24 protein-coding genes are annotated in these 24,254 nt (G+C 39.6%); 12 read left to right on the forward strand and 12 right to left on the reverse strand.

The genetic code is table 11. The features are described from left to right. Window positions 1-1,800 carry an excinuclease ABC subunit UvrC gene (gene uvrC / locus FKG96_RS23790; protein ID WP_130858574.1) on the forward strand — a complete coding sequence of 600 codons (1,800 nt, stop codon included), beginning with the start codon at window positions 1-3 and terminating at the stop codon, window positions 1,798-1,800. A gap of 65 nt (window positions 1,801-1,865) precedes the next feature. Here uvrC and gldN read toward each other — a convergent pair whose 3' ends face one another. The 4 genes from gldN to FKG96_RS23810 form a co-directional block, all read right to left on the reverse strand. After that, window positions 1,866-2,732 carry a gliding motility protein GldN gene (gene gldN, locus FKG96_RS23795; RefSeq protein WP_130858575.1) on the reverse strand — a complete coding sequence of 289 codons (867 nt, stop codon included), beginning with the start codon at window positions 2,730-2,732 and terminating at the stop codon, window positions 1,866-1,868. Between the two features lie 10 nt (window positions 2,733-2,742). Further along, entirely contained in the window at window positions 2,743-4,038 is a 1,296-nt protein-coding gene (locus tag FKG96_RS23800; RefSeq protein ID WP_013668428.1) for a gliding motility-associated lipoprotein, read from the reverse strand. A gap of 297 nt (window positions 4,039-4,335) precedes the next feature. Continuing rightward, the gene (locus tag FKG96_RS23805; RefSeq protein ID WP_013668429.1) at window positions 4,336-5,100 is read right to left on the reverse strand and encodes a uroporphyrinogen-III synthase; all 765 of its coding nucleotides are present in this window, start codon (window positions 5,098-5,100) and stop codon (window positions 4,336-4,338) included. Between the two features lie 21 nt (window positions 5,101-5,121). Further along, window positions 5,122-6,129, reverse strand: a complete 1,008-nt coding sequence (locus FKG96_RS23810) for a DUF4271 domain-containing protein (RefSeq protein WP_130858576.1) — start codon at window positions 6,127-6,129, stop codon at window positions 5,122-5,124. 238 nt (window positions 6,130-6,367) lie between these two features. Here FKG96_RS23810 and FKG96_RS23815 point away from each other — a divergent pair, with 238 nt between their 5' ends. After that, complete coding sequence (locus tag FKG96_RS23815) at window positions 6,368-7,804, forward strand: NAD-dependent succinate-semialdehyde dehydrogenase (protein ID WP_130858577.1); 1,437 nt, start codon at window positions 6,368-6,370, stop codon at window positions 7,802-7,804. A gap of 108 nt (window positions 7,805-7,912) precedes the next feature. On the opposite strand, the gene FKG96_RS23820 is transcribed toward FKG96_RS23815, so the two are convergent. Both FKG96_RS23820 and FKG96_RS23825 read right to left on the reverse strand, forming a co-directional pair. Beyond that, window positions 7,913-8,881 carry an isopenicillin N synthase family oxygenase gene (locus tag FKG96_RS23820; protein ID WP_013668432.1) on the reverse strand — a complete coding sequence of 323 codons (969 nt, stop codon included), beginning with the start codon at window positions 8,879-8,881 and terminating at the stop codon, window positions 7,913-7,915. A gap of 149 nt (window positions 8,882-9,030) precedes the next feature. Beyond that, the gene (locus tag FKG96_RS23825) at window positions 9,031-9,873 is read right to left on the reverse strand and encodes an alpha/beta fold hydrolase (RefSeq protein WP_130858578.1); all 843 of its coding nucleotides are present in this window, start codon (window positions 9,871-9,873) and stop codon (window positions 9,031-9,033) included. A gap of 256 nt (window positions 9,874-10,129) precedes the next feature. Between FKG96_RS23825 and FKG96_RS23830 the strand changes: the two genes are divergently transcribed. After that, window positions 10,130-11,248, forward strand: a complete 1,119-nt coding sequence (locus tag FKG96_RS23830) for a M42 family metallopeptidase (RefSeq protein ID WP_013668434.1) — start codon at window positions 10,130-10,132, stop codon at window positions 11,246-11,248. Between the two features lie 59 nt (window positions 11,249-11,307). Continuing rightward, window positions 11,308-12,453, forward strand: coding sequence for an MFS transporter (locus tag FKG96_RS23835; RefSeq protein ID WP_149106250.1), 1,146 nt, complete (start codon window positions 11,308-11,310; stop codon window positions 12,451-12,453). A gap of 96 nt (window positions 12,454-12,549) precedes the next feature. Here the strand turns inward: FKG96_RS23835 and FKG96_RS23840 are convergent, their stop codons facing one another. Both FKG96_RS23840 and folP read right to left on the reverse strand, forming a co-directional pair. Continuing rightward, window positions 12,550-13,575, reverse strand: a complete 1,026-nt coding sequence (locus FKG96_RS23840; RefSeq protein WP_130858580.1) for a YCF48-related protein — start codon at window positions 13,573-13,575, stop codon at window positions 12,550-12,552. Continuing rightward, entirely contained in the window at window positions 13,568-14,425 is an 858-nt protein-coding gene (gene folP / locus FKG96_RS23845; RefSeq protein WP_013668437.1) for a dihydropteroate synthase, read from the reverse strand. The genes FKG96_RS23840 and folP overlap by 8 nt, the downstream gene beginning before the upstream one ends. A gap of 227 nt (window positions 14,426-14,652) precedes the next feature. On the opposite strand from folP, the gene FKG96_RS23850 reads away from it, so the two are divergent. From FKG96_RS23850 to FKG96_RS23860, 3 genes are read left to right on the forward strand one after another with little or no spacing between them, the layout of a single operon-like run. Further along, window positions 14,653-15,213: a DUF1599 domain-containing protein gene (locus tag FKG96_RS23850; RefSeq protein ID WP_013668438.1), complete on the forward strand. Its 561-nt coding sequence runs from the start codon at window positions 14,653-14,655 to the stop codon at window positions 15,211-15,213. 6 nt (window positions 15,214-15,219) lie between these two features. Beyond that, window positions 15,220-16,404 carry a BT_3928 family protein gene (locus tag FKG96_RS23855; RefSeq protein ID WP_130858581.1) on the forward strand — a complete coding sequence of 395 codons (1,185 nt, stop codon included), beginning with the start codon at window positions 15,220-15,222 and terminating at the stop codon, window positions 16,402-16,404. A gap of 13 nt (window positions 16,405-16,417) precedes the next feature. Then, window positions 16,418-16,930, forward strand: a complete 513-nt coding sequence (locus tag FKG96_RS23860) for a shikimate kinase (protein WP_130858582.1) — start codon at window positions 16,418-16,420, stop codon at window positions 16,928-16,930. Here FKG96_RS23860 and FKG96_RS23865 read toward each other — a convergent pair. Together FKG96_RS23865 and FKG96_RS23870 are read right to left on the reverse strand one after the other, a co-directional pair. After that, on the reverse strand, window positions 16,925-17,215 hold the full coding sequence (locus FKG96_RS23865) for a DUF721 domain-containing protein (protein WP_013668441.1): 291 nt from the start codon (window positions 17,213-17,215) through the stop codon (window positions 16,925-16,927). The genes FKG96_RS23860 and FKG96_RS23865 overlap by 6 nt on opposite strands. Window positions 17,216-17,460: 245 nt before the next feature. After that, window positions 17,461-18,558 (reverse strand): DNA replication/repair protein RecF, encoded by a 1,098-nt coding sequence (locus tag FKG96_RS23870; protein WP_130858583.1) that lies wholly within the window; start codon window positions 18,556-18,558, stop codon window positions 17,461-17,463. Between the two features lie 184 nt (window positions 18,559-18,742). Here FKG96_RS23870 and FKG96_RS23875 point away from each other — a divergent pair, with 184 nt between their 5' ends. From FKG96_RS23875 to ytxJ, 4 genes are all read left to right on the forward strand, one after another. After that, complete coding sequence (locus FKG96_RS23875) at window positions 18,743-19,396, forward strand: tol-pal system YbgF family protein (protein WP_013668443.1); 654 nt, start codon at window positions 18,743-18,745, stop codon at window positions 19,394-19,396. A gap of 32 nt (window positions 19,397-19,428) precedes the next feature. Continuing rightward, window positions 19,429-19,923, forward strand: coding sequence for a 6,7-dimethyl-8-ribityllumazine synthase (gene ribH, locus FKG96_RS23880; protein WP_013668444.1), 495 nt, complete (start codon window positions 19,429-19,431; stop codon window positions 19,921-19,923). A 370-nt stretch (window positions 19,924-20,293) separates the two neighbouring features. Further along, window positions 20,294-21,013 (forward strand): hypothetical protein, encoded by a 720-nt coding sequence (locus tag FKG96_RS23885; protein WP_130858584.1) that lies wholly within the window; start codon window positions 20,294-20,296, stop codon window positions 21,011-21,013. A 9-nt stretch (window positions 21,014-21,022) separates the two neighbouring features. Further along, the gene (gene ytxJ, locus FKG96_RS23890; RefSeq protein WP_013668446.1) at window positions 21,023-21,355 is read left to right on the forward strand and encodes a bacillithiol system redox-active protein YtxJ; all 333 of its coding nucleotides are present in this window, start codon (window positions 21,023-21,025) and stop codon (window positions 21,353-21,355) included. Here the strand turns inward: ytxJ and FKG96_RS23895 are convergent. Next, a complete protein-coding gene (locus tag FKG96_RS23895; protein ID WP_130858585.1) occupies window positions 21,339-21,752 on the reverse strand; it encodes an OsmC family protein in 414 nt (137 codons plus the stop codon). The two genes, ytxJ and FKG96_RS23895, sit on opposite strands and share 17 nt — an antisense overlap. 105 nt (window positions 21,753-21,857) lie before the next feature. Between FKG96_RS23895 and lipA the strand changes: the two genes are divergently transcribed. Then, window positions 21,858-22,739, forward strand: a complete 882-nt coding sequence (gene lipA / locus FKG96_RS23900; protein WP_130858586.1) for a lipoyl synthase — start codon at window positions 21,858-21,860, stop codon at window positions 22,737-22,739. An 11-nt stretch (window positions 22,740-22,750) separates the two neighbouring features. On the opposite strand, the gene FKG96_RS23905 is transcribed toward lipA, so the two are convergent. Further along, a complete protein-coding gene (locus tag FKG96_RS23905) occupies window positions 22,751-24,250 on the reverse strand; it encodes an NAD(P)H-hydrate dehydratase (RefSeq protein ID WP_130858587.1) in 1,500 nt (499 codons plus the stop codon). Between the last annotated feature and the right edge of the window lie 4 nt (window positions 24,251-24,254).

The raw sequence follows: 24,254 nt of genomic DNA on the forward strand, positions 1-24,254 counted from the left end.
ATGGGCACATTTGACTACAGGGAAGAGTTAAAAAAAATACCCCATAAGCCCGGTGTTTATCAATATTACGATAAGCAAGGTACGCTCATTTACATTGGGAAGGCCAAAGACTTAAAAAATCGAGTAAGCTCTTACTTCGTTAAAGACGAATACCTGCACAATGCGAAAACACGTGTTCTCGTTAGAAAGATCAACAAGATTTCCTTTACTATTGTAGATACGGAGATCGATGCGTGGCTATTGGAAAACAGCCTTATCAAAAAGCATCAACCTCGGTATAATGTTCTCTTAAAAGATGATAAAACTTACCCGTGGATTGTCATTAAAAATGAGCGCTTCCCTCGAATTTTCTGGACACGTAAAATTATTAAAGACGGTTCAAAATACTTTGGGCCCTACGCTTCGGTAGGGATGATGCACGCCATTTTAAGTGTAATCAAAGAAATTTTTCCACTGCGTACCTGTAACCTACCATTAACGGTTAACAATATTGAACAAGGGAAATTTCGGGTTTGTTTGGAATATCAAATCGGCAATTGTAAAGGTCCTTGCCAAGCGTACCAAACAGAAGAAGAATATAATCAGAATATCGAAAGTATAAAAGATATCCTCAATGGGAAAACCGGTGTCGTATTCAAGCAATTAAAAGCCAATTTAGAACATGCCACCAATAATCTCCAGTTCGAGTTAGCACATGTTCTTAAGCAAAAGTTAGAGCTTCTGAGTAATTATCAAAGTAAATCTACGATCGTAAGCAACACCATCAACGATGTAGATGTGTTTAATATTGCCTCTGAAGAAGGATATGCTTTTGTTAATTTCTTAAAGGTAATGAACGGAACGGTTATACAAACGCAAACTCTTGAGCTGAAAAAGAGATTAGATGAAAGTGATCAGGAATTGCTCAGCTTAGCCGTTCAGGAACTTCGCACCCGCTTCAATAGTACATCCAAAGAAATTATCGTTCCTTTTAACCTCGACATTGAAAGCCCCAACTTCAAACAGACCGTTCCTCAGTTAGGCGATAAGAAAAAGTTATTGGACCTTTCTTATAAAAACGTAAGTTTTTTCAAACGGGAACGCTTGGACCAGTATGAAAAGTTAAATCCGGAGCTCAAAACAGAACGGCTGCTTAATAAGATGAAAGAGGATTTACGGCTCAATGTATTACCTAAACACATCGAATGTTTCGATAATTCGAACTTTCAGGGTAAATATCCTGTATCAGCAATTGTCGTATTTAAAGATGCCAAGCCGTCTAAAAAAGATTATAGGCATTTTAATGTTAAAACTGTTGAAGGCCCGAACGACTTTGCTACGATGGAAGAAGCTGTGTTCCGTCGGTATAAACGCATGTTAGATGAAGGTAGTTCATTACCGCAACTAATTATTATTGACGGAGGTAAAGGACAATTATCGGCAGCCTTAAAAAGCCTTAAAACACTAGGTATCGAATCAAAAGTTACGGTTATCGGTATTGCTAAACGTTTAGAAGAGCTTTACTACCCCGGAGATCAGTATCCCTTATATCTTGACAAAAGGTCGGAAACTTTAAAAATCATACAACATTTACGTGATGAAGCCCATCGATTTGGGATCACTTTCCACAGAAACCAGCGCAGCAGAAAAACTTTCCAAACGGAATTAGAGCAAATTCCCGGTATTGGCAGAACGAGTGCAGAGAAGTTGTTAGTAAACTTTAAATCTGTAAAAAAAATCAAGGAAGCATCCAAAGACCAGCTTATGGAAGTGGTCAATACAAAACAAGCCGAAGCGGTACTAGCGTATTTTAACAGCTAACGATTTCCGTTGTTAATACTTAAAAAGGACAACTAACACCTAATAGCTAATCCTAAAAAGTTATATCAATAACTCCACAAATCGTGCTCGTAATCCATCAAGGCTTGCTTGATGCGTTCCGATTCGTATAGCTTATCAATTCCTTCTTTGTAATCCTTAATTCGCAGGTCTTCAGGATTTGATTGTTTAACGATATAGCTAGCGAATATCCTTTTTGTAAACACATCATCATAGCTTAAACCGGTAGCATCGTTGTTTCTGTTTACTACCTCTTTATTTACCAATATGTGTCTAGCTTCTGGAAAGTATACCCAAAATGCTGGCTGTGGGTCTAAATAAACATCAGCAGCCTTCACGGAAACTAAAGGTGCAATCCCAATAATACGGGGTTCAAAAACCGATCGTTGCTTATCAAATATCCAATCTTCCTTGATTCTGAATTTTAACACGCTATCAGTATTGAATTCACCTGATTGAAAACTCCCGCCGATCTGGTTGCCCTCAGCATCAAATTCAGGAACAAATACACTATCAGCCAAGTTGCTCATTAGCTTAGACGGATCTAAAGTTGTTTTAAAGCTGTCGCCGTTTGGATCGTCCTTAGAGGGTGTAGGATCATAGGCTGTCAGCTCACCGGCTTTAATTGCTTCCATCAAAATATCCATGAGCCGCGATTTAGGAGAAGCGAAACTAGCATTTAACCGGTCGCGCAGATCAATTTCACGCCATACTCGTTTACTATACATTACGTCAACACTTCTTATGTGCGAATAAGGAATCACTTTCCTATTCTCGATGTCAGACTTAACATAGTAGCCGTCTACCGGCGGTCCATCCTGTATCGGTGTAACGCTGTTCGATAAATTTTCCTGTTGTCCATATGCCTGACATAGAACCAATAAACCGATGCAAGTAAAAAATAGTCGTTTCATATCTATCGTTCTATAAATCGCGTCCCGCGTATGAAGTTACACATCTAAACCCGATATAAGATTTGGCTGTATCCTGGTACTCATAAGTTCGGGTAGAGTTCTGTAAAAAGTAACCAATGTCCTTCCACGACCCACCTCTAACAACTTTCCGTTTAAGTATTTCAGGATCATTACTTTTCGCCTCATATGAATACGTTGGATTCATATCGTGGATAAACGATGATGACGATTCCTCGAATGAAGAGGCTGTCCATTCTGCCACATTTCCTGCCATATTGTAAAGTCCATAGTCGTTGGGAAAATAAGAGTGTACAGGCACCGTATAAGCACCTCCATCATCCGCATAATTCCCTCTGCCAGGTTTAAAATTTGCCATTAAACACCCTTTTGCATTTCGGATAGTTGGTCCGCCCCACGGATAAGGGGCTCCATTTAGTCCTCCCCTAGCTGCGTATTCCCATTGGTGTTCTGAAGGTAATTCGTACGATAAGCGAGCTAATCGAGAAAGGCCAACCCTTTGGGCGTAATTTTCATATAAACGAGTACGCCATACAGCAAACGCTCTCGCTTGTCGCCAATTGACTCCCACCACAGGATAATCCTGAAAAGCCGGATGCGAAAAATATCCTTCTACCATAGGTTCGTTTTGAGCATAAGAGAAATCGGCTAGCCATACCAAGGTGTCCGGATAAATCCCGATCGTATCGCGAATAATAAAATCCGAGCGTCGCATGTTTTTGTTATTTTTATTAGCGGCGGCCATGCGATGATTATAAATTTCGTAATGATATTTGAGCAAACGTACATCTAACTCGTCTCGACCAAAAATGCGATCATCTCCCTGATAGTACATCTGATTTAAGGCATCTTTATTATCATTCTTCTTTCCCCATAAACCATTGCCGTCCCCTACCTTTTGCCAATCGATAAAACGTTGCCCCGCATTATCACCTTCCTTTCCCTGTATAAAATAAGAAGGATCATTTAAATACTGGGTGATGGCGATGGAATCCCTTACCCAATTGACAAACTGCCTATATTGACTATTTGAAATCTCAGTCTCGTCCATAAAAAAAGCAGATTGTGTAAACTGCCTGTTTTGTGCGATTTGTGCACTGGTGATATCTTCATCAGACTGACCGGCTATAAAGCTTCCAGCAGGAATAAAAACCATTCCTTTTGGGGCCTTACTCGATTTAAGTCCTTTCAGTCTAACACCTGTAAGTTCACCGCCTGCTTTACGATTACCACACGCACAAACAAAAAAGGACAACAACGCAAAACAACAATAGTAAATTTTCCTCATATTGATCATTATAACCACCTCATAATCACTCAATCAGCAAAAGTAAAGCAGCTCTTAGAACGCATTACAGCCTTGTAACAAATATAATTTGACTTATCAGGCTAAACTTTGTTCATTTTGTTCATTATTTGAACCGACAGATTCTTCAGGGATGGACTAACTGAATTACAAATAGAAAAGTAATTCGATGCAAACGAATAAGGTTATCAAATTTCTACTTCAATTTAATAAGCCATAAAAAAAGCAGAACCTAAAAGGTTCTGCTACTATATATTATTTCAGTTTTCTAAAACGATACTACTTATTAACTTTCTTAATGTACTGTTCAACGGCCATGGTCATACTTGGAGCTTCAGGTGTAGGTGCGGCAATATCTAGTATCAAATTTCTATCGGCTATTGCTTGATGGGTGCTGGGTCCGAAAGCAGCAATACGCGTATCATTTTGTTTAAAGTCAGGAAAGTTCTCAAATAGTGATTGAATGCTTGATGGACTGAAAAACACAATAATATCGTAAAACACATTTGCAAGATCAGACAGATCACTTACAACAGTTCTGAATAATACTGCAGGAGTAAAATCATAACCGTTTTCCTGTAACCAATTTTGCGTTTCTTCATTGGCTACATCCGAACAAGGATACAAAAATTTCTCCTTTGCATGCTTTTTGAGTACTTCTTCCAAATCTTGGGCAGTCTGCTTACCGAAGAAAATTTTCCGCTTTCTGTATTGGATGTACTTTTGTAGATAAAGTGCTATTGTTTCCGATAAACAGAAATACTTAAGGTCGGCCGGAACCTCATACCGCATCTCTTCGCAAATCCGGAAAAAATGATCCGCAGCATTTCTACTGGTAAAAATCACTGCCGTGAAATCGGCCAGATTAATCCTTTCCTTCCTAAATTCTCTAGCCGGAACACCCTCAACATGAATAAACGCTCTGAAATCCAGCTTCAAATTATACTTGCTAGCTAAAGCAAAATAAGGCGATTTATCATTCTCAGGTCTCGGTAAGGTTACTAAGATGCTTTTTACTTTTTTTTCTCTATCTTCTGCTGCCACGTGTGTTTATTTTTGTTTCGGTTAAATGCCTAATAACTTGATCAAAATAAGTATTGGACCAACTTCGAGGGTGCAAAGATAAATAAATAAATAAAACTTTGAAAACTGATAGCTTTTTAAAACGGTATTTGAGGCGCGCAAAAACTGCATAGCAAAGACAAAAAGACCTACAGCACAAGAAACTAGTATCCAAACTTTTACATGATTTGTCGGCACTAAACTCAATACCAAAAGTAAAGGAAGAAAAATTATAGCAGCATTAAAATAACTTAAATATAATATAGAAATATAGTCTCTCACAAGTTTTTGAATACCAAATACAAAACCGATTGCTCGGGTTATTAATATTTTAACGACAAATAGCATCAATACAAGCGCAGTAATAGTAAAAAAAAGACCTATTTCCGAATATCCCAGTTGAAGCTGGCCATACGAAACGTACAAATACAAAAAAAGTCCAATGGTGAATCCGAATAATAGATATAGAAACACGAAAGGCCAAGACGTGATTAGATTATCTTCTTTACTAACCTGCAAAAGGACTCTATTACTATAAAAAGACGTAGCTATTGCTTCTAGGTCTTTCATAAAAAACATTCTAATGAGTGCAAAAAACAAGAACAGGGAAAATACAGTATATAAAACCCACCGAGGCCGATGTACCTTTCGTACCCCCAGTTGCTTACTTCCGCTGTAGTTAATATTTTTCCCCCATACAAGTGTATTCCCATCCGTAATAATGTAAACCTTTCTCAAACTATCTAAAAATTGGTTCTTACTTCCGCGAGCAAGGGGTTTTATATAGTGCATACGCATCGAATCACGGACTAGCGCCAGTGAATCTGCAACTCGCTCTAGCGAGTCCTTAACACGCTGCTTTTCAATGGCCCGTGCAAAACGGGCTGAGTCTCTTACTAGGTACTTCAAAGAGAGAGGCACTGGTTTACGTGACGACGTGTCCTGAACGGCAATGGCAGAAAAAAAAGCAAAACTAAACAGTAATAGAAAAACCAGCCGAATTTTTAGCATCTATATTGAATCGGATTTAAGCTGCAAAGTTAGTTGTTTCCAGCTAAAAGAAATAGACAAAACGATACTTTAGCTAGCTTCATCAATGGAATCATTTAATAAACGTATTTAGAAGCCCTCGATCGCCATAATCGGTTCTATAGACAAAAACCAAGAAACGAAATTAGTGTTAACTTTATAACGATTATATTGAGCCGCTGGCTATTTGAGGTGTTAAAACCGCTTTAAAGATTACGAAATGAAAACAAGAAATAAATTGATTAATGGTGCCGCATTTATAAATGGCGAGCCAATAACCGGAAGAAAAACATTTGATGTTATCAATCCTGCAACAGGCGAAGCGATCATTTCCGTAACTGATCTTACAGCTAAAGACATTGAGCAAGCTATAGATTCTGCTGAGGAGGCTTGGATATCGTGGAAAGCGACTTCGATTGCCGAACGCAGTACTGTTTTAAAGAAATGGTATGATTTACTTATCAAGCACACCGAAGAAATAGCGGAAATTATAACGATGGAGTCAGGTAAGCCATTGGAAGAAAGCAGAATTGAGGTAAACTATGGTGCCTCATTCGTTAGTTGGTTTGCAGAAGAAACGTATCGTGCCTACGGTGATCACATCCCATCGCCTACGAATGATAAACAAATTGTGACATTACGACAGCCGGTGGGCGTTAGTGCCGCTATTACTCCCTGGAATTTTCCTTTAGCTATGGTAACTAGGAAGGTGGCACCGGCACTGGCCGCTGGCTGTACGGTTGTATTAAAACCAGCCTCTCAAACACCACTTACAGCCATAGCCGTTGCTCGTCTCGCAGTAGAGGCCGGCTTGCCAAAAGGCGTACTTAATGTTGTAACGGGAAAGGATTCAGCTGGTATCGGTAAGCTTTTATGTACCAGTCCCGCCATAAGAAAAATATCTTTTACCGGCTCAACTGCGGTTGGTAAAACGCTTATGCAACAAGCTGCATCTACTATTAAAAAAATCTCATTAGAGCTTGGAGGAAATGCACCGTTTATTGTGTTTGATGATGCAAACATAGAGTTGGCAGTTCAAGGTGCTATTGCCTCAAAATTCAGAAACTCGGGCCAAACTTGTGTCGCGGTAAACCGATTTTTGGTGCAGGATGCAATTTACGAAAAGTTTGCGCAGCGAATAAGTGAAGCCATTGCGGATTTAAAAGTCGGAAATGGCTTAGAAAAAGGAGTAAAAGTTGGCCCGTTAATCAATCAAAATGGACTAAAAAAGGTTGAAGACCATGTACAAGACGCTGTAAAAAAGGGTGCAATAGTGCTTACAGGTGGAAAACCCATCGCTAATTTATTCTTTGAACCGACTGTGCTAAGTGACGTTCCCTTAAATGCAAAGATTGCACATGAAGAAACTTTTGGTCCGATCGTCTCCCTATTTCGATTTAAAACGGAACAAGAGGCTATAAATCTGGCGAACAATACTGAATTTGGGCTTGCTGCTTACTTTTACAGTGAAAACGTTAAACGTTGTTGGCGTGTAGCAGAAGCATTGGAGGCCGGTATGGTGGGTATAAACGAAGGAGCCATTTCAACAGCGGTTGCACCATTTGGTGGCATAAAGGAATCCGGGCTTGGCCGCGAAGGTTCCAAATACGGACTTGAAGAATATATGGAAATAAAATATTTGTGTTTTGGGGTTTAGGGAGGATGGGAGTTAGGCGTTAGGCGTTAGGATTTGAGGGCTTTCTTAAGTTTTCACCTACCTAACACCTAATACCTCATATCTAAACCTTATACTTTACACCTTAAACTACATCTTCAGCCCAATCTCCCGGAGTCGTTCATCTAAATATTCACCAGCGGTACAATCCGGATAAATCTTAGGATGGCTTGCATCGACACAATTTTCTAAAGCAGCCAGACTCATTTCAGCTTTAGGATGTAAAAAAAATGGCACAGAATAACGTGAGGTTTTCATGAGCTCTTTAGGCGGGTTGACCACGCGATGCGTTGTAGATTTTAACTTATTGTTAGTAAGTCTTTGCAGCATATCCCCAACGTTAACGACAATATCCTCGCCATATGCTTTTACCGGATACCATGTACCGTTTCTTGTTAGTACCTCTAATCCATCTGCACTCGCACCTATCAGTAAGGTAATTAAATTAATATCTTCGTGCGCCCCGGCCCTAACGGCATCGGGCGCTATCTCATCCGGGTTTTCAATAGGAAAATAATGTATCGCGCGCAAGATGGAATTGCCGTTAATGACTTTGTCTTCAAAATAATCCTCTTCCAATTCCAAAAAACCGGCAATTGCTTTTAATAACGCACGTCCGGCAGTTTCCAGACGACGGTAAACTTCCTCTGTTACAGCATTAAAGCGCGGTAGCTCCCGTACTTCTACATTTTCAGGATACGATGCTCTCAACGTTTCATCGCCAATAATCGTTTGGCCGCGCTGCCAAAATTCTTTCAAGTCCGGGGTCTTCGCATCCTTTGCCTTTTCTTTGCCTTTTGCTGTGTAACCACGCTGTCCAGCTAAACCGGGTATCTCATAAGCACGCTTTGCCTCTTCCGGTAAAGCAAAAAACTGTTTAACAACTTCATATAATTCATCGATGAGTTCTTTGTTCATTCCGTGATTGGCAACAGTGACAAACCCGGTATCTGTAAAAGCTTTCCCGATATCATCAGAAAATTGCTTCCGTTGTTCAGCGGTCCCTTCTGTAAAATCTAACAGGTTGAGACGAGGGATATTAATTGTAGTATTCAGCATATTGGTGGCTCTTAATCGAAATTAAAGATACGAAGCTTTTTTAAATATGTGAATGATGAAGAAAATATTCCAACTATCTGATTTATGATCAGCGATTTAATCTCCTATATACATCTATTGAGAAGACGTATCAATACACCTTAAACTTATCACAGCGAATCACGAAAGAATAACAACAAATCGTTATTCAATCTTTCTTTGTGTGTCAAAAACAGACCATGTGGGGCACCTGGATAAAGAATAAATTGGCAATTTGCTATTAATGTACAAGCCACATTAGCACTTATATCTTCCGGAACAATTTTGTCGGCATCGCCATGAACGATGAGCGTGGGAACCGAAATATTAGCTAGGTCATCACGGAAATCGGTTTCCGAAAAAGCTTTTACGCATTGCTTGGTGGCTATGGGAGACGCTGTAAGTGCAATCGACATTTGATATTCCAACATCGCTTTACTTACCGGTTTATTAACCAAATTAACACCAAAAAAATCATTAAAGAAGCTTTCCAAAAAGGCAGGTCGATCGCTCACGAGCCCGTCAATCATTTCATTAAATACCTTTGCCTCCAGACCATCCGGGTTATCAGCAGTTTTAAGCATATAAGGTGTAACAGAGCTAAGTAACACAACCTTATGAATCCGACTGCTACCATAACGAGTAAAGTATCGAGCAACTTCACCTCCACCCATTGAAAATCCGACTAAGATCACCTGGTGTAAATCAAGCTGCACCAATATATCATTCAAATCATCAGCCAGCGTATCATAATCATAACCATGTAATGGACGGGACGACATGCCAAAACCTCTTCTGTCATAGGCGATGGACCTAAAACCTTGCTGAACAAAAAAGTCCACCTGCGGCTCCCACATTAGATGACTGGACGGCCATCCGTGAATAAACACAAGAGGCTGACCCTCTCCTATGTCTTCGTAGCATAAAATAATGCGATCTTGACTTCCCTGATCAAACCTTTCTATGAAATTCATATTTTTTACCTTGAAGGTGAGTTTCTTCCAATAACGCAGAGAAAACTAAAATGTTTGTAAGTCACACCCATACGTGGGGTCCATTCTTTAATTACGATATAGAGAAAGACCTTTAATGTTTCCCGAATGAAACATCCTATTAAAGACCCAATCCGGTTGCCTACGTGACGGTGATCGACGAACGTAATTAATTAAAACTTTGTACTTTTGCTAACTTTACAGTATTAAGCCTTTTTTAAGGAACATTATCACATATATGGCAAAATCAAAAAAGAATACCGATCAGCATCCGGTTGCAATTGTCAATGAAAAAGCTCTGCGCTTTTTCGAGAAGTACATAAACAATCCTTCACCTACAGGCTACGAATGGGAAGGGCAACGTATTTGGTTAGATTATATAAAACCTTATGTAGACGAAACATTTACAGACAGCTATGGCACGGCGGTAGCAGTAATTAATCCAAAGGCTACTTATAAGGTGGTGATAGAGGCTCATTCAGATGAAATTTCGTGGTTTGTTAACTATATTACAAATGACGGTCTCATTTATGTTATCAGGAATGGCGGCTCTGACCATCAAATTGCACCGTCTAAACGCGTGAATATACATGGCGACAAGGGCGTTGTCAAGGCTGTATTTGGTTGGCCTGCCATTCATACCAGAGGCGGGGAAAAAGAAGAAGCGCCTTCTTTAAAAAACATTTTTCTCGATTGTGGCTGTACAAGCAAAGAAGAAGTTGAAGCGCTGGGTATTCATGTGGGATCAGTTATTACCTATGAGGATGAGTTCATGTTATTGAACGACCGTTACTATGTCGGCCGTGCGCTCGACAATCGGGCCGGAGGTCTTATGATTGCAGAAGTTGCCAGATTGCTGAAAGAAAACAAAAAGAAATTACCTTTCTCTTTATATATTGTAAATGCGGTACAAGAAGAGGTTGGTTTACGCGGTGCCGAAATGATCACCCAAACCATTAAACCTAATCTCGCTATTATAACGGATGTGACGCATGACACGCAGACGCCGATGATCAACAAAATCACACAAGGTGATTTGGCATGCGGAAAAGGTCCCGTCATCTCTTATGCGCCGTCAATTCAAATTAACTTAAACAAGCTCCTGATCGATACAGCCATTGAAAAGAAAATTCCTTTCCAACGACAGGCTTCTTCACGAGTAACCGGTACCGACACAGACGCTTTCGCCTATTCTAATGGGGGGGTGCCATCGGCGCTCATATCTCTCCCACTCCGATATATGCATACCACGGTCGAAATGATTCATAAAGAAGATGTTGATAATGTAATTCGATTAATATACGAAGTACTTTTAAATATCAAAGCTGATCAGGACTTCAGAACTTTTGCCAAATAATTTAATTGCACTCGTATGCCTATATCACTTAGGCGTACGAGATGCTTAGCTATATCTTAATGAAGTACCTCACGTTGTTTATGGCCATTTGCTGCGGCTTGGTCGTTGCTAACCTGTATTATTGCCAACCTCTGCTACCTCTTATAGCAGACGATTTTGGTATACGGGAGGCAGAAGCCGGAAGCATTACTTATATTACCCAATTAGGTTATGCAGCAGGTCTGTTACTCTTTGTTCCGCTAGGTGACCTATTGGAAAAGAAACAACAGATTATCGTTACAACCACTTTTTCCGTTATTGTCCTCCTCGGTGCGGCCTTTACAAAATCATTCCTTCTTCTACAGGTACTATGCTTTCTCATCGGATTGTTTTCGATTGTCCCGCAACTGATTATTCCGCTAGCGGCCAGCCTTGCTCCCGAGGAAAAACGAGGCAGTGTGATCGGCCTGGTAATGGGAGGGCTGTTGATAGGCATTGTCTCTTCCAGATCATTAAGTGGCTATATTGGGTACACTTTCGGTTGGCGACAAATGTATTATACAGCCGCCACTATCTGCTTTCTCCTAGTATTAATCATGCAAAGGGTATTTGTGAAAAGCAAGCCTACCTACCAAGGTACTTATCAATCGCTTATGTTATCGATTATCTACTATGTAAAAACATTTTCGCAACTACGAATCGCATCGATCAGCAATGCCATATCATTTGCCAGCATGAGTGCCTTTTGGGTTACTATGGTTTTATTTTTATCGGCTAAGCCCTTTGAATACAATACAGTTCAGATCGGTTTATTTGGCATTATTGGGGCCTCCGGTGCATTGGCAGCCCCTTTGGTTGGTAAGCGAAGTAGCGGAAGTATAGCGGTTGTTAAAAAGATATCTTTATTAGGTTTATTAGCACAACTACTTGGATATGTTGCTTTTTATTTTACGGGTAGTAAAATAATCCTGCTCATCATAGGCATCGTTTTAATAGATATAGGTCATCAAGCTTTACAGATTAGCAATCAAACGCTCATCTATTCGTTAAAACCGGACGCTAGAAATCGATTCAACACTGTATTTATGACCTCCACCTTTATAGGAGGTGCCGCGGGATCAGCTATTGGGATTTTTCTGTTTCATATGGGCGGTTGGAATATATTCTGTATAGGCATTAGCATACTAATCTTATGCAATATTCTTATTAATACGAAACGGCAGTAGGTATTAATTTTATACAGAAATAATTACCTGTTAGTTGATAGTTAATGGAAATAGAGATTCAAAATGATCATTCCCGACTCTTCCATCGTTCAAAAACTATTTATTTGGTTCCACTAACCGATAAATACTTCCTTTATCGCCTGCTAACAGAACAAAACGGCCGCTTTCGGAAGATCGGACCACATTATAACCTTTTTCATCCATTAATTTCCATGATTGTCCGCTATCCATGGAAAGATCGGTGCCTGATGTGCCTGTTGCAATAACTAACGTATCATTAATAAATTCAACACAGGATTTAAAGCCAGACAACCTGGTTTTGGGTGCATTCCATGTTATGCCATTGCCTGATAATTGGATTACATTGTTGTTGTTTTTAAAATTCTTATAATCACCTCCAATAGCAACGAGCTGTTTTTGTCCGTTTATCGCTAACGAAAATATACCTTGCGAAGCTTCGCCCTGTTCAATAGGTACTTTATAACTCGTCCAAGATTGTCCGAAGTTATAAGAAAACAACAAACGTGCTTGCGTTCCACCGGTTCCAATCCACACTAAACCATTTCCTACTGTTCGAATGCTGGTACCACTTGCCGCAAAGCCCGCTTCTCCTGCTTTCATTTGGACGTTAGCTTCGTCACTAATATTTAGCCAAGTACGTCCACCATCCTCTGTCGCGACAAGCTGAAGTTTCCCCTCTATAGGGTCGCCAAATACGATTCCCCTTTTCTCATCCCAAAACCCCATGCCGTCGTAAAATATCTCCTTGATATCGTAACTATGCACTTTTTCCCACGACTCTCCTCCATCTTCAGTTAATAGAATGACAGCAGGGCTTCCCGCATTTACCATAACCGCTTTTTTATCTGAAAAAGCCACTACTGACCGAAAATCGAAATCTTCGTAACCCTTGGCAATTAGCCAAGTCCAGTTTTTGCCTCCATCTGTTGTTTTCGCGATGGTTCCTTTCGTTCCGGTAATCCAAGCCACACTGTCATTTGGAATAGACATTCCTCTGAAGCTGACTTCGTTTCCTTCTTGCAGTTTCTCTAGCTTGTATTGCTGACCTTTTGCGGCATCTATAACAATAAAAAAAATAAAAGATAGTATAAATTTATTCATAGTATGAACTCCTTTTAGCTTCACCGGCACGGGTTTTCATGACGAGTTTTCTGACTTCAACCGCTTCTTTAACATCATGTACCCTGATCATTTCAACGCCTTTAAACAGTAAGATTGTATTTAATACACTGGTTCCGTTTAATGCTTCTTGAGGACTGCTATTTAACAGCTTATATATCATTGATTTTCTCGACACGGCACCCAATATGGGAAGCCCCAAGACTCTCAACTCTTCAATCCTACTCAGTAACAGATAGTTCTGTTCTAATGTTTTGGCAAAACCGAAGCCGGGATCAACTATAATATCCTTGACCCCTGCTGAACGCAACGCCTCTATCTTCTTTGTTAGATCACTGGTAATATCGTTTATCAGATCTTGATAAGCGGTTTCATTTTGCATGGTTTCGGGCGTCCCTTTACTGTGCATAAGTACATAGGGAACACCCAGTCTGGCGATAGTAGTAAACATTTTTTCGTCAAGATTTCCTCCTCCAATGTCGTTAATTATATGAGCACCGTATTTAACTGCCTCGATAGCAACATCCGCACGAAAGGTATCAATGGATAAAACAGCGTTTGGGTAAGTTTTTCGAATAGCATCAACTATTGGTAGTAATCGGTCCAACTCCTCTTGGAAATCCACCACGCGTGCACCAGGTCGCGACGAGTAAGCACCAACATCTATTATATCCGCCCCTTCTTCTAACATCGTTCCCACTCTATCCAATGCATTATTAAGGTTGTTATGCTTTCCACCATCAAAAAAAGAATCGGGTGTCATATTGAGTATCCCCATTATCTTGGGTATGTGGAAATCCAACAATTTACCGCCTACATTGCAAAATTTCATATATCTAATTGAGCAGGTATTGAACCCGAGTTAATGCTTAGGATCGACTATCTTTTGCAAACTTAGAGAAAAAGCGATTATCATGCAATAAATTGATTTCTGACAAGGGGCTTTTACATTCCGATGTGTTTTTTTAAATTTCAATTCGATATATTCGAAATAGATTTTTTTTTGTGTTAGGTTTGCAAGACTTAAGAGAATGATAAATACACGTGAACAGGAACCAAATGAATACATCGACGGCTTACGATATAATAATTAGCAAGTGTAGAGATCTGTTTGTGAAAAAAGCGGCGGACTATGGGACGGCTTGGCGCATTATGCGGCTGCCCTCTGTTACCGATCAGATTTTCATTAAGGCCCAACGGATCCGGACAATTGAAGAAAACAAATTCGCCAAAATTCCCGATGATATTCCGTCTGAGTACATTGGTATTATCAATTACTGTATAATTGCCATGATTCAACTCGAGCTGCCGGCCGATACAGAGGAGAATTTGCCTATTGAAAAAGTGAAAGAATTGTATGACCGATATATTAACGAAACAAAAGAGCTAATGCTTTCAAAAAATCACGATTATGGTGAGGCTTGGAGAGACCTCCGTATCGGCTCACTCACTGACTTGATTTTGATGAAAATATTCAGGGTAAAACAAATTGAGGATAACAGCGGATTAACTCTTGCCTCTGAGGGCGTAAAAGCTAATTATCAGGATATGCTTAACTACTCCGTTTTCGCACTTATAAAATTAAGGCACCTGGAGGAAGAACAAGTTCCAAACATATAAAATGCTATGAACGCTACAACCGTAAAGCAACATAAAAGTTCCTTTCTATTGATATTTTCCCGTTTGTTCGTTGGCTTTTTATTTGTTTTCTCCGGATTAATCAAAGCGAATGATCCGATAGGATTTTCATACAAACTTCAAGAATATTTTGAGGTCTTTCATGTAGCATTCCTTAACAACTATGCCGTTGCTTTTGCCATTGTTTTATGCAGTTTGGAAATAGTGCTCGGAATTTTATTGCTTTTCGGCTTATATAGCAAAAAGGTGGCTCTCGGCCTACTGCTACTTATAGTGTTTTTCACCTTTCTTACTTTTTATTCGGCATTTTTCAATGTAGTAACTTCTTGTGGCTGCTTCGGCGATGCTATAAAACTGACACCGTGGCAGTCTTTTAGCAAGGATTTGATTCTGTCATTTTTCATTCTCATTATTTTTTTGAACAGAAAAAAAATACAGCCTCTGTTTTCCAATGAGATCAGCCAAGCACTTACCCTTTCGGCTGCCATTGTTCTAAGCATAGGAATTGGAGTTTACACTTACAGTTTTTTACCCTTCATCGATTTCCTCCCTTATAAAGAAGGAAATAATCTACCTGCCTTGATGCACGTTCCCAAAGGAGCACCGTTGGATGAATATGAAATCACCTATACACTTCAAAATAAAACGACTCAGGAGACCAAATCGGTGACAGATAAGGTTTATCTTCAGCAGGAGCTTTGGAAAGATGAAAATTGGGAAGTTATAGGCGAACCCACAAGCCGTTTAATAAAAGAGGGATATCAAGCCCCCATTAAAGATTTGAGTATAACCGATGCTCAGGGTGTTGATTATACAAAGGAAATCATTGAAAACCCTTATTACAACCTGATATTTGTTGCCTATAATCTTGATCAGACAAATCCAAAGGCATTGAATAAAGTGAATGATCTTGCGAAACGGGCTTCGGAAGAGTATAATGTTCGAGCGGTGCTACTCACGGCTAGTACAGCACAAGACGTGAGCGAACTTGACCATCAGACTAAACTTTATGCAGAAACCTTTTTTGCCGATGCGGTTCCTCTAAAAAGCATGGTACGGGCGAATCCCGGTATCATTTTACTTAAAGATGGCGTCGTTGTCAAAAAGTGGCACTATCGCACGCTTCCTACTTTTGAAACCTTAGCCAAACGATATTTTGAACATTTAGAATAAGCAGTTATATTTCATGTTAAAAAAACATATCTTCCTAGTGGGCTTTATGGGTGTTGGAAAAACTACGAATGGTAAAAAGCTGGCCCAAGCGTTAAATAGAAAATTCATAGACTTAGATGAAACTTTCGTAGAGCAGGCAGGTATGTCCATTACTGACTATTTTAAGAAGCATGGAGAGGAAGCTTTTCGTGTCAAAGAAAGAGATATCCTACAAAATCTTTCGGCTCCCGAAGCTGCAGTGATAGCGACTGGAGGTGGAGCGCCTTGCTTCTTCGACAATATGGAATGGATGAATAAAAATGGCATCACGATCTATCTGCAAATCCCCACAGCCGCTTTGGCGAAACGATTAGCCGCAAGCAAAAGACATAAACGACCATTGATACAGGATTTGAGTGAAGAACAAATTTTTGAATTCATCAATGAGCGAATGCTCGTTCGGCATCCATATTATGCTCAAGCACATCATCATATCAATGTCATCGATCTCAATATTGATGAGCTTATAAAAAACTTGAACTTATAGAATAACTACATCTTCGATTACTACTCGGCCTACATATTCATTAAGTTTGCCTATAATCTGAGAACGCATCAGGATCAGCTCATTTTTTATAACAGCCGATTCTACTCTTACGAACAGCTTCTTGTCCCGTATAAATAATTGTCTCGTGCGATTGGCGATCGCAGTTCCCATTAAGTCGGGCCATGCAGCCAATATAGAAGTTTCATCAAATTTCCGCCGCAGTTTCAATGCGTCTAGGTATTGACTAATCGCTTCTTTCAATGTCTTATCATTTGTACGGCCCATTTGTAATTTGGATAAAATATTGATGTCAAAATATAGCAAAGCCTGCTCAACGATGGCTTTTTATTTGACCAAAAGATTAAGCCAACCTATTCTTTTTATTTCCGCTTGTCATTCGTATCAAAAACTATTATTGGCTCACGTATTGACGTCAAAGTTACAAATAGACTAGTCATTTTAAGCAAAAGTTTTCAACATTAACCGAAACGCTAACTGACATATTAGCTAGTTTGCATTATTGGCCTCCGTTATCGTATTTTTCCGTTGGAAACCTCAAAAATACGAACGTCAACATCAATTCCATGAAAGGTATTTCGAACACGTTCAGCACTGGTATCAGTAATAAAAATCTGCCCAAAATCATCGTGGGAAACCATTTCCATTAACTTTCTGGTACGCTTGTCATCTAATTTATCAAAAATATCGTCTAACAGTAACAAAGGCTTAAATCCTTTTCTTTCGCGCAAAAAGCTATATTGTGCCAGCTTCAATGCAATTAAAAACGACTTTTGCTGCCCCTGTGAACCGAACTTCTTCAATGGCATCCCATGAATAGTAAATAACAAATCATCCTTATGGATACCTGTCGTAGTTCGTTCCAAGGCACGGTCCTTTGATAACGTGTTGTTCAGCAAATCGACAAACCTGTTCTCAAACAACTGCGATTCGTAAACCAGCTCAACTGGTTCGGTATCATTGGTAAGGTATTGATAGTGTTTGTTAAAAATTTCTATGAAGGGATTAATAAAAAGTTTACGTTTCTCAAAAATCTGCTCACCTACCAAAACTAGTTGTTCATTATATACTGCTAATAAATCATCATCGTAGTTTTTGCTCAACGCTTGTTGCTTCAATAAGCTATTTCTACTTTGAAGATACTTATTATATAAGATCAAATCGTCCAGATATCGATTATCCGTTTGTGAGATGACATTATCTATAAACTTACGCCTCTCCTCGCTTCCTTCTGAAATAATAAAAGAATCATTAGGAGAAATCATTACCAAGGGATATACGCCTATATGATCGGCTAAGCGCTGGTAATCCTTTTTATTTTTCTTAAATTGTTTTTTTTGGTTTCGTTTTAAGCTACAAGCTAAAACGTCTTCCTGATCGCCCTTTTCAAACACACCCTGTACCATAAAAAAGTCAGCTTGTTGTTTGATTTGCTGCGAATCTATTGGGTTAAAGTAACTCTTACACAAGGAAAGGTAATGCAATGCATCTAAAATATTCGTTTTCCCTGCACCATTATCACCGGTGAAAGCATTTACGCCAGGTGCAAATGTCAACGACGCCTCTTCATAATTTTTAAAATTGATTACCGTTAATTCTTTAACCCACATAGGTACAAACATAGATAAATAAGCAGCAAGACACAAATTAGGTTGGAAGGCGAGGTTATAAGCTGGATGGGATACGGGCTTATACCTCTGCTAAAAATCTTTTACCTTAGGTTCTTGTATCTAAGGTTTAAAAATGTATTTTTGCAATCTTAAAAAACTGAACTCAAATTAACCAAAAAATAACGTGAGCGTTAATAATACAAAAAACGGCGGAACAGGAAGTTTTATCCGCGATAATCAAAAGAGTCTAGCATTTATTGCCATTGGAATTGTTGTTTTAATTTTACTTTATATCGGTTATCAACGTTTCTATCTGGCACCAAGGGCAGAAAGAGCTACCAATGAAATGTTTAAGGCAGAAGAGTACGCTATGGTAGATTCTTTACAGAATAGAGCGATTGACGGAGATGGTTCTTACCCTGGCTTTAAAGAAATTGCAGAAGAATATTCGAACACAAAATCGGCTAATGTGGCGAATGCGTACTTAGGTGGTTTGTATTTGCGTCAAGGTAAATACCAGGAAGCTGTCAATGCCTTATCAAAATATTCAGATACCGGAAGCCCAATTATAGACCCGCTGGTAACAGGTCTATTGGGTGACGCCTACACTGAATTAAAAGACTATAAAAAGGCGGCCGATCAATACAAAAAAGCGGCAAGTAAGAGCGACAACTCTTTTACGGCTCCTTTATTTCTAAAAAAATTGGGCTTGGTGTACGAAGCACAAAACGATTATAAATCGGCATTAGAGAATTACCAAAAAATTAAAAAAGACTACCCACAGAGCTATGAAGCTTCTATCATTGATGGTTATATTGCTCGATGTGAAGCCCGTTAATCTTGTGCGATTATACGACTGAGACTATTTAAATGGCAACGAACTTAAAAAATTTGTCTGACTTCTCCCATATTGAAGTGGGCTCTGCATCCGATTTGGAGATTGCTATTGTTGTTGCACAATGGAATGCACAAGTGACCTCTCCCCTTTTAGAAGGCGCATACAATCTGCTTTTGAAACAAGGCGCCGCTGATCATAAAATTCACATCTTGAACGTACCTGGGAGCTATGAATTAAGCGCCGGCGCCGATATTATTCTGCGTAAAAAGCAAATTGATGCAGTAATATGCATAGGCTGTGTTATCCAGGGTGATACTCCGCATTTTACTTTCATATGCGATGCCGTAGCAAATGGTATTACAAATGTATCCCTGAAACACAATAAACCGGTCATCTTCGGCGTACTCACTACCAACACATTGGAACAAGCGTTGGAACGAGCGGGAGGTAAACATGGCAATAAGGGCGAAGAGGCAGCGGTTACTGCCATTCAAATGGCCAACTTGAGCAAATCAATACAAGCTTAGCTATAAAATATTTGTAAATTACCTATATTTAGGCTATGTTTACGTGTTTTATATAATAAATGGATCATGAGAAATTTACTGATTTATATGTTAGTGCTCGCTTTAGGTATGCTTTTATCCCAGGGCTGCGCTCGTAAAACATGTCCGGCTTACAACTCCTATCCGAAGGCAAAAAGGCTACGATAAGCGGTAGTTTTTAATCTTAAATACCCTCGCTTGAAACAATTTAACGCATAACTTGTTCCCGAATAATGTGCCAAGTTTTTTCAGTTAGTTCACCTATGATTTATAGCGAACCTGGAAATTTAGCATATAAATTAACAAACAAAGGAAAATGTGTATTCTAAAGATTAAACATGCTTTTTTTTTAATGCTGTTTTTACTTTCCTTCTTTTCCGAAAAACAAACTTCTGCCCAAACCAAGGATCAAATAGTTGATCTAATATGGCAGGGGCTGGGTGGCAAACAAGGTTGGAATGAAGCTCGTTACTTTATGTTTAGCTGTAAATCGAACCTAAACAAAACACTCTCCCGGGAACATGCATATATATGGGATCGAAACACCGGCAACTGTCGTTTTGAGGGAACAAATGAGCAAGAGCAGAAAATTATTGCATTATTTAATACGGAAAATAATAAAGGCAGAGCCTTTGTAGATAATAAAACAATAAACAATAGTGATTCGGCGGCTCTTCTAATTTCTTCCATAATCAATGCCTTTAATACAGAAACATTTTGGTTATTTCCGCCCAGGAATCTGACAGAATCGTCCCTACTCACCGTAAAAGAAGCCGAGCTAATAGGAAGCGTTCGATACAACGTAATTGAAATTCGACAGTCACCTACAGATAGCGCAGAATTCCGTACAAAAATATACATCGATACCAATACGGGTCGGATCTTTCAATGGCAAACACTGGACGAGGGTGGCTATATTAAATACAATTTTGTGACATCTGATTTCAAAGATGTAGGAGGCGGACTCACCCTTGCTACTACCTTTACAGATACAAACGATGGCTTTTTTATAAAATTCCCCATTGTTTCCGCCCTTATTAACGTAGAATCTGATAAATTTTCAAAACCATAGCTGATACATATGAAGTGGATTGAACTGAACACACAAGATACGCTTGAAACGATAGCGGCATCAAACTCGTATGCCATTATTTTCAAACATAGTACGCGCTGTCCTGTGAGCAGTATGGCAAAAAGAACGTTCGAATTTGAGTCGTCCCTGATACCAGAAGAAACCCCAGTGTACTTGGTCGATTTGATTAAATATCGTGAGATATCTAATCAAATCGCTGATAAATGGAAAGTACGGCACGAATCTCCCCAGGTACTGTTAATTAAGGGCGATGATTGTGTATATAACGAATCGCACAATGAAATAGAAGTCGCCAAGATTGTTGTTAAGATGGCCAATTAAAAGTTAGGGTTTTCTTAATATCAGGATGTAAGCTTAAGTAAACCGGACAGGTTTCCGCTGCCTTTTGCAAAATGCTTTGGTCATGATCCGAATAGTTTACATTATCAGCGAAATTCAGTACAACTTGTATTTCTGCAATTTTTCGTGGGTTTGACTGCATAATCTTCGTGGTGGCTGCTTCTATTTTTCCAAGTGAGATCTCGTGAGCTTGCGCAGCAATGCCCATGATAGTTAGCATGCAGCTGGTAAGCGAAGCAGCCAAGAGATCGGTCGGCGAAAAAGCCTCTCCTTTACCTTGATTGTCAACCGGCGCATCGGTTATTATTTTCGATTGCGATTGCAGGTGTATTGCTTCGGTACGCAAATCGCCTAAATAGGTTGTTCGAACAGTAGTCATTGTAAATATAATTAGAATGTAATAAGCTATTGTCTGTGTGTGCAACTGTCCAAGTTGACACAAAATACGCCGCTAATTTAGAAAATTATTAATTACTTTTGTGTTATGATTGAACTACCCGTTATCCCTGCCAATCAATTGCAGCGCAAGCCAGATTGGTTACGTGTTAAGCTTCCTGTAGGTAAAGAATATAAACATGTAAGAGGTTTAGTAGACGAACATAAACTCCATACCATCTGCGAAAGTGGTAATTGTCCTAATATGGGTGAGTGTTGGGGTGCAGGTACAGCGACATTTATGATTCTCGGGAATATCTGTACCCGGTCGTGCTCGTTTTGTGCAGTAGCGACTGGCCGGCCAAAAGCGGTTGAATTAGATGAACCCATGCGTGTAGCCACCTCTGTTAAGCTCATGCAGGTAAAGCATTGCGTAATTACTTCGGTAGATCGAGATGATTTGAAAGATGGTGGATCGACTATTTGGGCCGAAACAGTAAATGCCATTCGAAGGGAAAGTCCCGGAACAACTCTAGAGACACTCATACCGGATTTTAAAGGCATTTGGGAGAATTTAGATCGGGTATTAGCGGTACGTCCTGAAGTCGTATCTCATAATTTAGAGACTGTTCGACGTCTCACAAGAGAAGTACGTATACAAGCCAAATATGACAGAAGCCTTGAATGTTTAAGAAGAATATCTGCTGCAGGCTTACGCACGAAGTCTGGTATAATGCTTGGTTTCGGTGAGACGGAAGCTGATGTGATTGAGGCGATGCAGGATTTATATGATGCCGGTGTGCATATTCTCACGTTGGGACAATATTTACAACCGACGAAAGCTCATCACCCCGTAATTGAATGGATTACGCCCGAGCAATTTAAACATTATCAGGATATTGGCTTAAAGATGGGCTTTAAATATGTAGAAAGTGGACCTTTGGTACGTTCTTCTTACCATGCAGAAAAGCATTTATTCGATATGCAATAATTGATTTATGTCTATATCGACGACGAAAAATCCTCAATAACATTGGGGATTTTTTTTATCAAACAGCTTGCGGGTATTACACCCATGCCCTCTGCAGCTAATAGGTCTCCTGCTTTTCCATGTATAAAAACACCTAATATTGCAGCATCTGCTGCTTTATAACCCTGCGCCAATAAGGCTACTAAAATGCCCGTCAATACATCGCCCATACCGCCACTCGCCATAGCGGGATTTCCCGTAAAGTTAACCCATATCTTGCCATCAGGCAGAGCCACAAAGGTATATCGATTTTTTAGTACAATGATTAGTTTCCTCCTTGAAGCTTCTGTTCTTGCTTTTATGACACGATCCCACCAGTGATCACTATGTCCAAAAAGGCGGTCAAATTCTTTCATATGAGGTGTAAGGATTGTTTCCGCTTTTAATAGCGTCAGCAAGTTTTTATTTGCTGCCACTACATTTAACGCATCTGCATCCAACACGAGGGGGGGGAGATCATCTGCTAACAATTCGCTTAAACATCCCCTTATTTCCTCTCCCGTTCCTAAACCCGGGCCTATGCCTAATGACTTATACTTCCCTGTTCCTAATTCTGATAGTTTTGATCGGTCAAGTGCCATTACCTCGGGCAATCGAGTATTCAGGGCGCTTAATCCGCTTGACGGGATACAAACAGTAGTCAGCCCCGCTCCTGTATATAAACAAGCTTCAGCAGACAGCAATGCAGCTCCCATTGTATGCTCATTGCCAGCCAATATGCAGGCATGTCCATAGGTACCCTTATGACTAAAATTCTCTCGCACCTTTAAGCGAGAACGGATATCGTCATTCATAATCGAACAAAATTCAGTATCCAAGGAGGCCATAAAACCTTGGTGCAAACCGATATCCACCACATGGAAGCGTTTCAAAAACTTTCCGCTTTCGGGAAATAAGAAACTTATCTTAGGTGCTTGAAAAGTAATCACATCCTGCGCGATAATAACATTTTCGAAAGTCTCCATATTGCCTTCTGCAGGCATTCCGGTTGGAATATCGACCGAAACTACCACCTTTGCCTCTTTATTAATGTATCTAACAAGGGAACGCCAAGGATCAATTAGTGGCTTATTCAATCCTGAACCGAAAAGTGCATCAATCACAACGTCAGCTGTTATCGAAGGGAGCTGCTCAGCGGGAAATAATTCTTGAACTTGAATAGAATAGGTCAATAATCGTTTATAGTTGACCTCAAAGTCATCAGTTTTTTTATTATTATACCTAACTATCCATACCACAATATTGGTATAACCTCTTTCGAAAAGTAAACGAGCTATGGCTAGACCGTCTCCACCATTATTTCCCGTGCCACAGCAAATTATTACAGATGGGCGGTCTGTATATAAACTAACAAACTTATTCACAAAAGCCTCGGCTGCTCGTTCCATTAAATCAATGGACGAAACTGGTTCATTTATTATCGTATAAGCATCCACCTCCCGAATTTGAGAAGCTGTCAATAAATTTTGCATAGCG

Source organism: Olivibacter sp. LS-1 (genome assembly GCF_008245145.1).
In the GTDB taxonomy this organism is placed as follows: Bacteria; Bacteroidota; Bacteroidia; order Sphingobacteriales; family Sphingobacteriaceae; genus Olivibacter; species Olivibacter oleidegradans.

Excerpts from the sequence above, each read along its gene's own strand:
- uvrC (WP_130858574.1), top strand. The coding sequence starts at position 1 with ATGGGCACATTTGACTACAGGGAAGAGTTAAAAAAAATACCCCATAAG.
- gldN (WP_130858575.1), bottom strand. The coding sequence starts at position 2,732 with ATGAAACGACTATTTTTTACTTGCATCGGTTTATTGGTTCTATGTCAG.
- FKG96_RS23800 (WP_013668428.1), bottom strand. The coding sequence starts at position 4,038 with ATGAGGAAAATTTACTATTGTTGTTTTGCGTTGTTGTCCTTTTTTGTT.
- FKG96_RS23810 (WP_130858576.1), bottom strand. The coding sequence starts at position 6,129 with ATGCTAAAAATTCGGCTGGTTTTTCTATTACTGTTTAGTTTTGCTTTT.
- FKG96_RS23815 (WP_130858577.1), top strand. The coding sequence starts at position 6,368 with ATGAAAACAAGAAATAAATTGATTAATGGTGCCGCATTTATAAATGGC.
- FKG96_RS23820 (WP_013668432.1), bottom strand. The coding sequence starts at position 8,881 with ATGCTGAATACTACAATTAATATCCCTCGTCTCAACCTGTTAGATTTT.
- FKG96_RS23825 (WP_130858578.1), bottom strand. The coding sequence starts at position 9,873 with ATGAATTTCATAGAAAGGTTTGATCAGGGAAGTCAAGATCGCATTATT.
- FKG96_RS23830 (WP_013668434.1), top strand. The coding sequence starts at position 10,130 with ATGGCAAAATCAAAAAAGAATACCGATCAGCATCCGGTTGCAATTGTC.
- FKG96_RS23835 (WP_149106250.1), top strand. The coding sequence starts at position 11,308 with ATGAAGTACCTCACGTTGTTTATGGCCATTTGCTGCGGCTTGGTCGTT.
- FKG96_RS23840 (WP_130858580.1), bottom strand. The coding sequence starts at position 13,575 with ATGAATAAATTTATACTATCTTTTATTTTTTTTATTGTTATAGATGCC.
- folP (WP_013668437.1), bottom strand. The coding sequence starts at position 14,425 with ATGAAATTTTGCAATGTAGGCGGTAAATTGTTGGATTTCCACATACCC.
- FKG96_RS23850 (WP_013668438.1), top strand. The coding sequence starts at position 14,653 with ATGAATACATCGACGGCTTACGATATAATAATTAGCAAGTGTAGAGAT.
- FKG96_RS23855 (WP_130858581.1), top strand. The coding sequence starts at position 15,220 with ATGAACGCTACAACCGTAAAGCAACATAAAAGTTCCTTTCTATTGATA.
- FKG96_RS23860 (WP_130858582.1), top strand. The coding sequence starts at position 16,418 with ATGTTAAAAAAACATATCTTCCTAGTGGGCTTTATGGGTGTTGGAAAA.
- FKG96_RS23865 (WP_013668441.1), bottom strand. The coding sequence starts at position 17,215 with ATGGGCCGTACAAATGATAAGACATTGAAAGAAGCGATTAGTCAATAC.
- FKG96_RS23870 (WP_130858583.1), bottom strand. The coding sequence starts at position 18,558 with ATGTGGGTTAAAGAATTAACGGTAATCAATTTTAAAAATTATGAAGAG.
- ribH (WP_013668444.1), top strand. The coding sequence starts at position 19,429 with ATGGCAACGAACTTAAAAAATTTGTCTGACTTCTCCCATATTGAAGTG.
- FKG96_RS23885 (WP_130858584.1), top strand. The coding sequence starts at position 20,294 with ATGCTGTTTTTACTTTCCTTCTTTTCCGAAAAACAAACTTCTGCCCAA.
- ytxJ (WP_013668446.1), top strand. The coding sequence starts at position 21,023 with ATGAAGTGGATTGAACTGAACACACAAGATACGCTTGAAACGATAGCG.
- FKG96_RS23895 (WP_130858585.1), bottom strand. The coding sequence starts at position 21,752 with ATGACTACTGTTCGAACAACCTATTTAGGCGATTTGCGTACCGAAGCA.
- lipA (WP_130858586.1), top strand. The coding sequence starts at position 21,858 with ATGATTGAACTACCCGTTATCCCTGCCAATCAATTGCAGCGCAAGCCA.
- FKG96_RS23905 (WP_130858587.1), bottom strand. The coding sequence starts at position 24,250 with ATGCAAAATTTATTGACAGCTTCTCAAATTCGGGAGGTGGATGCTTAT.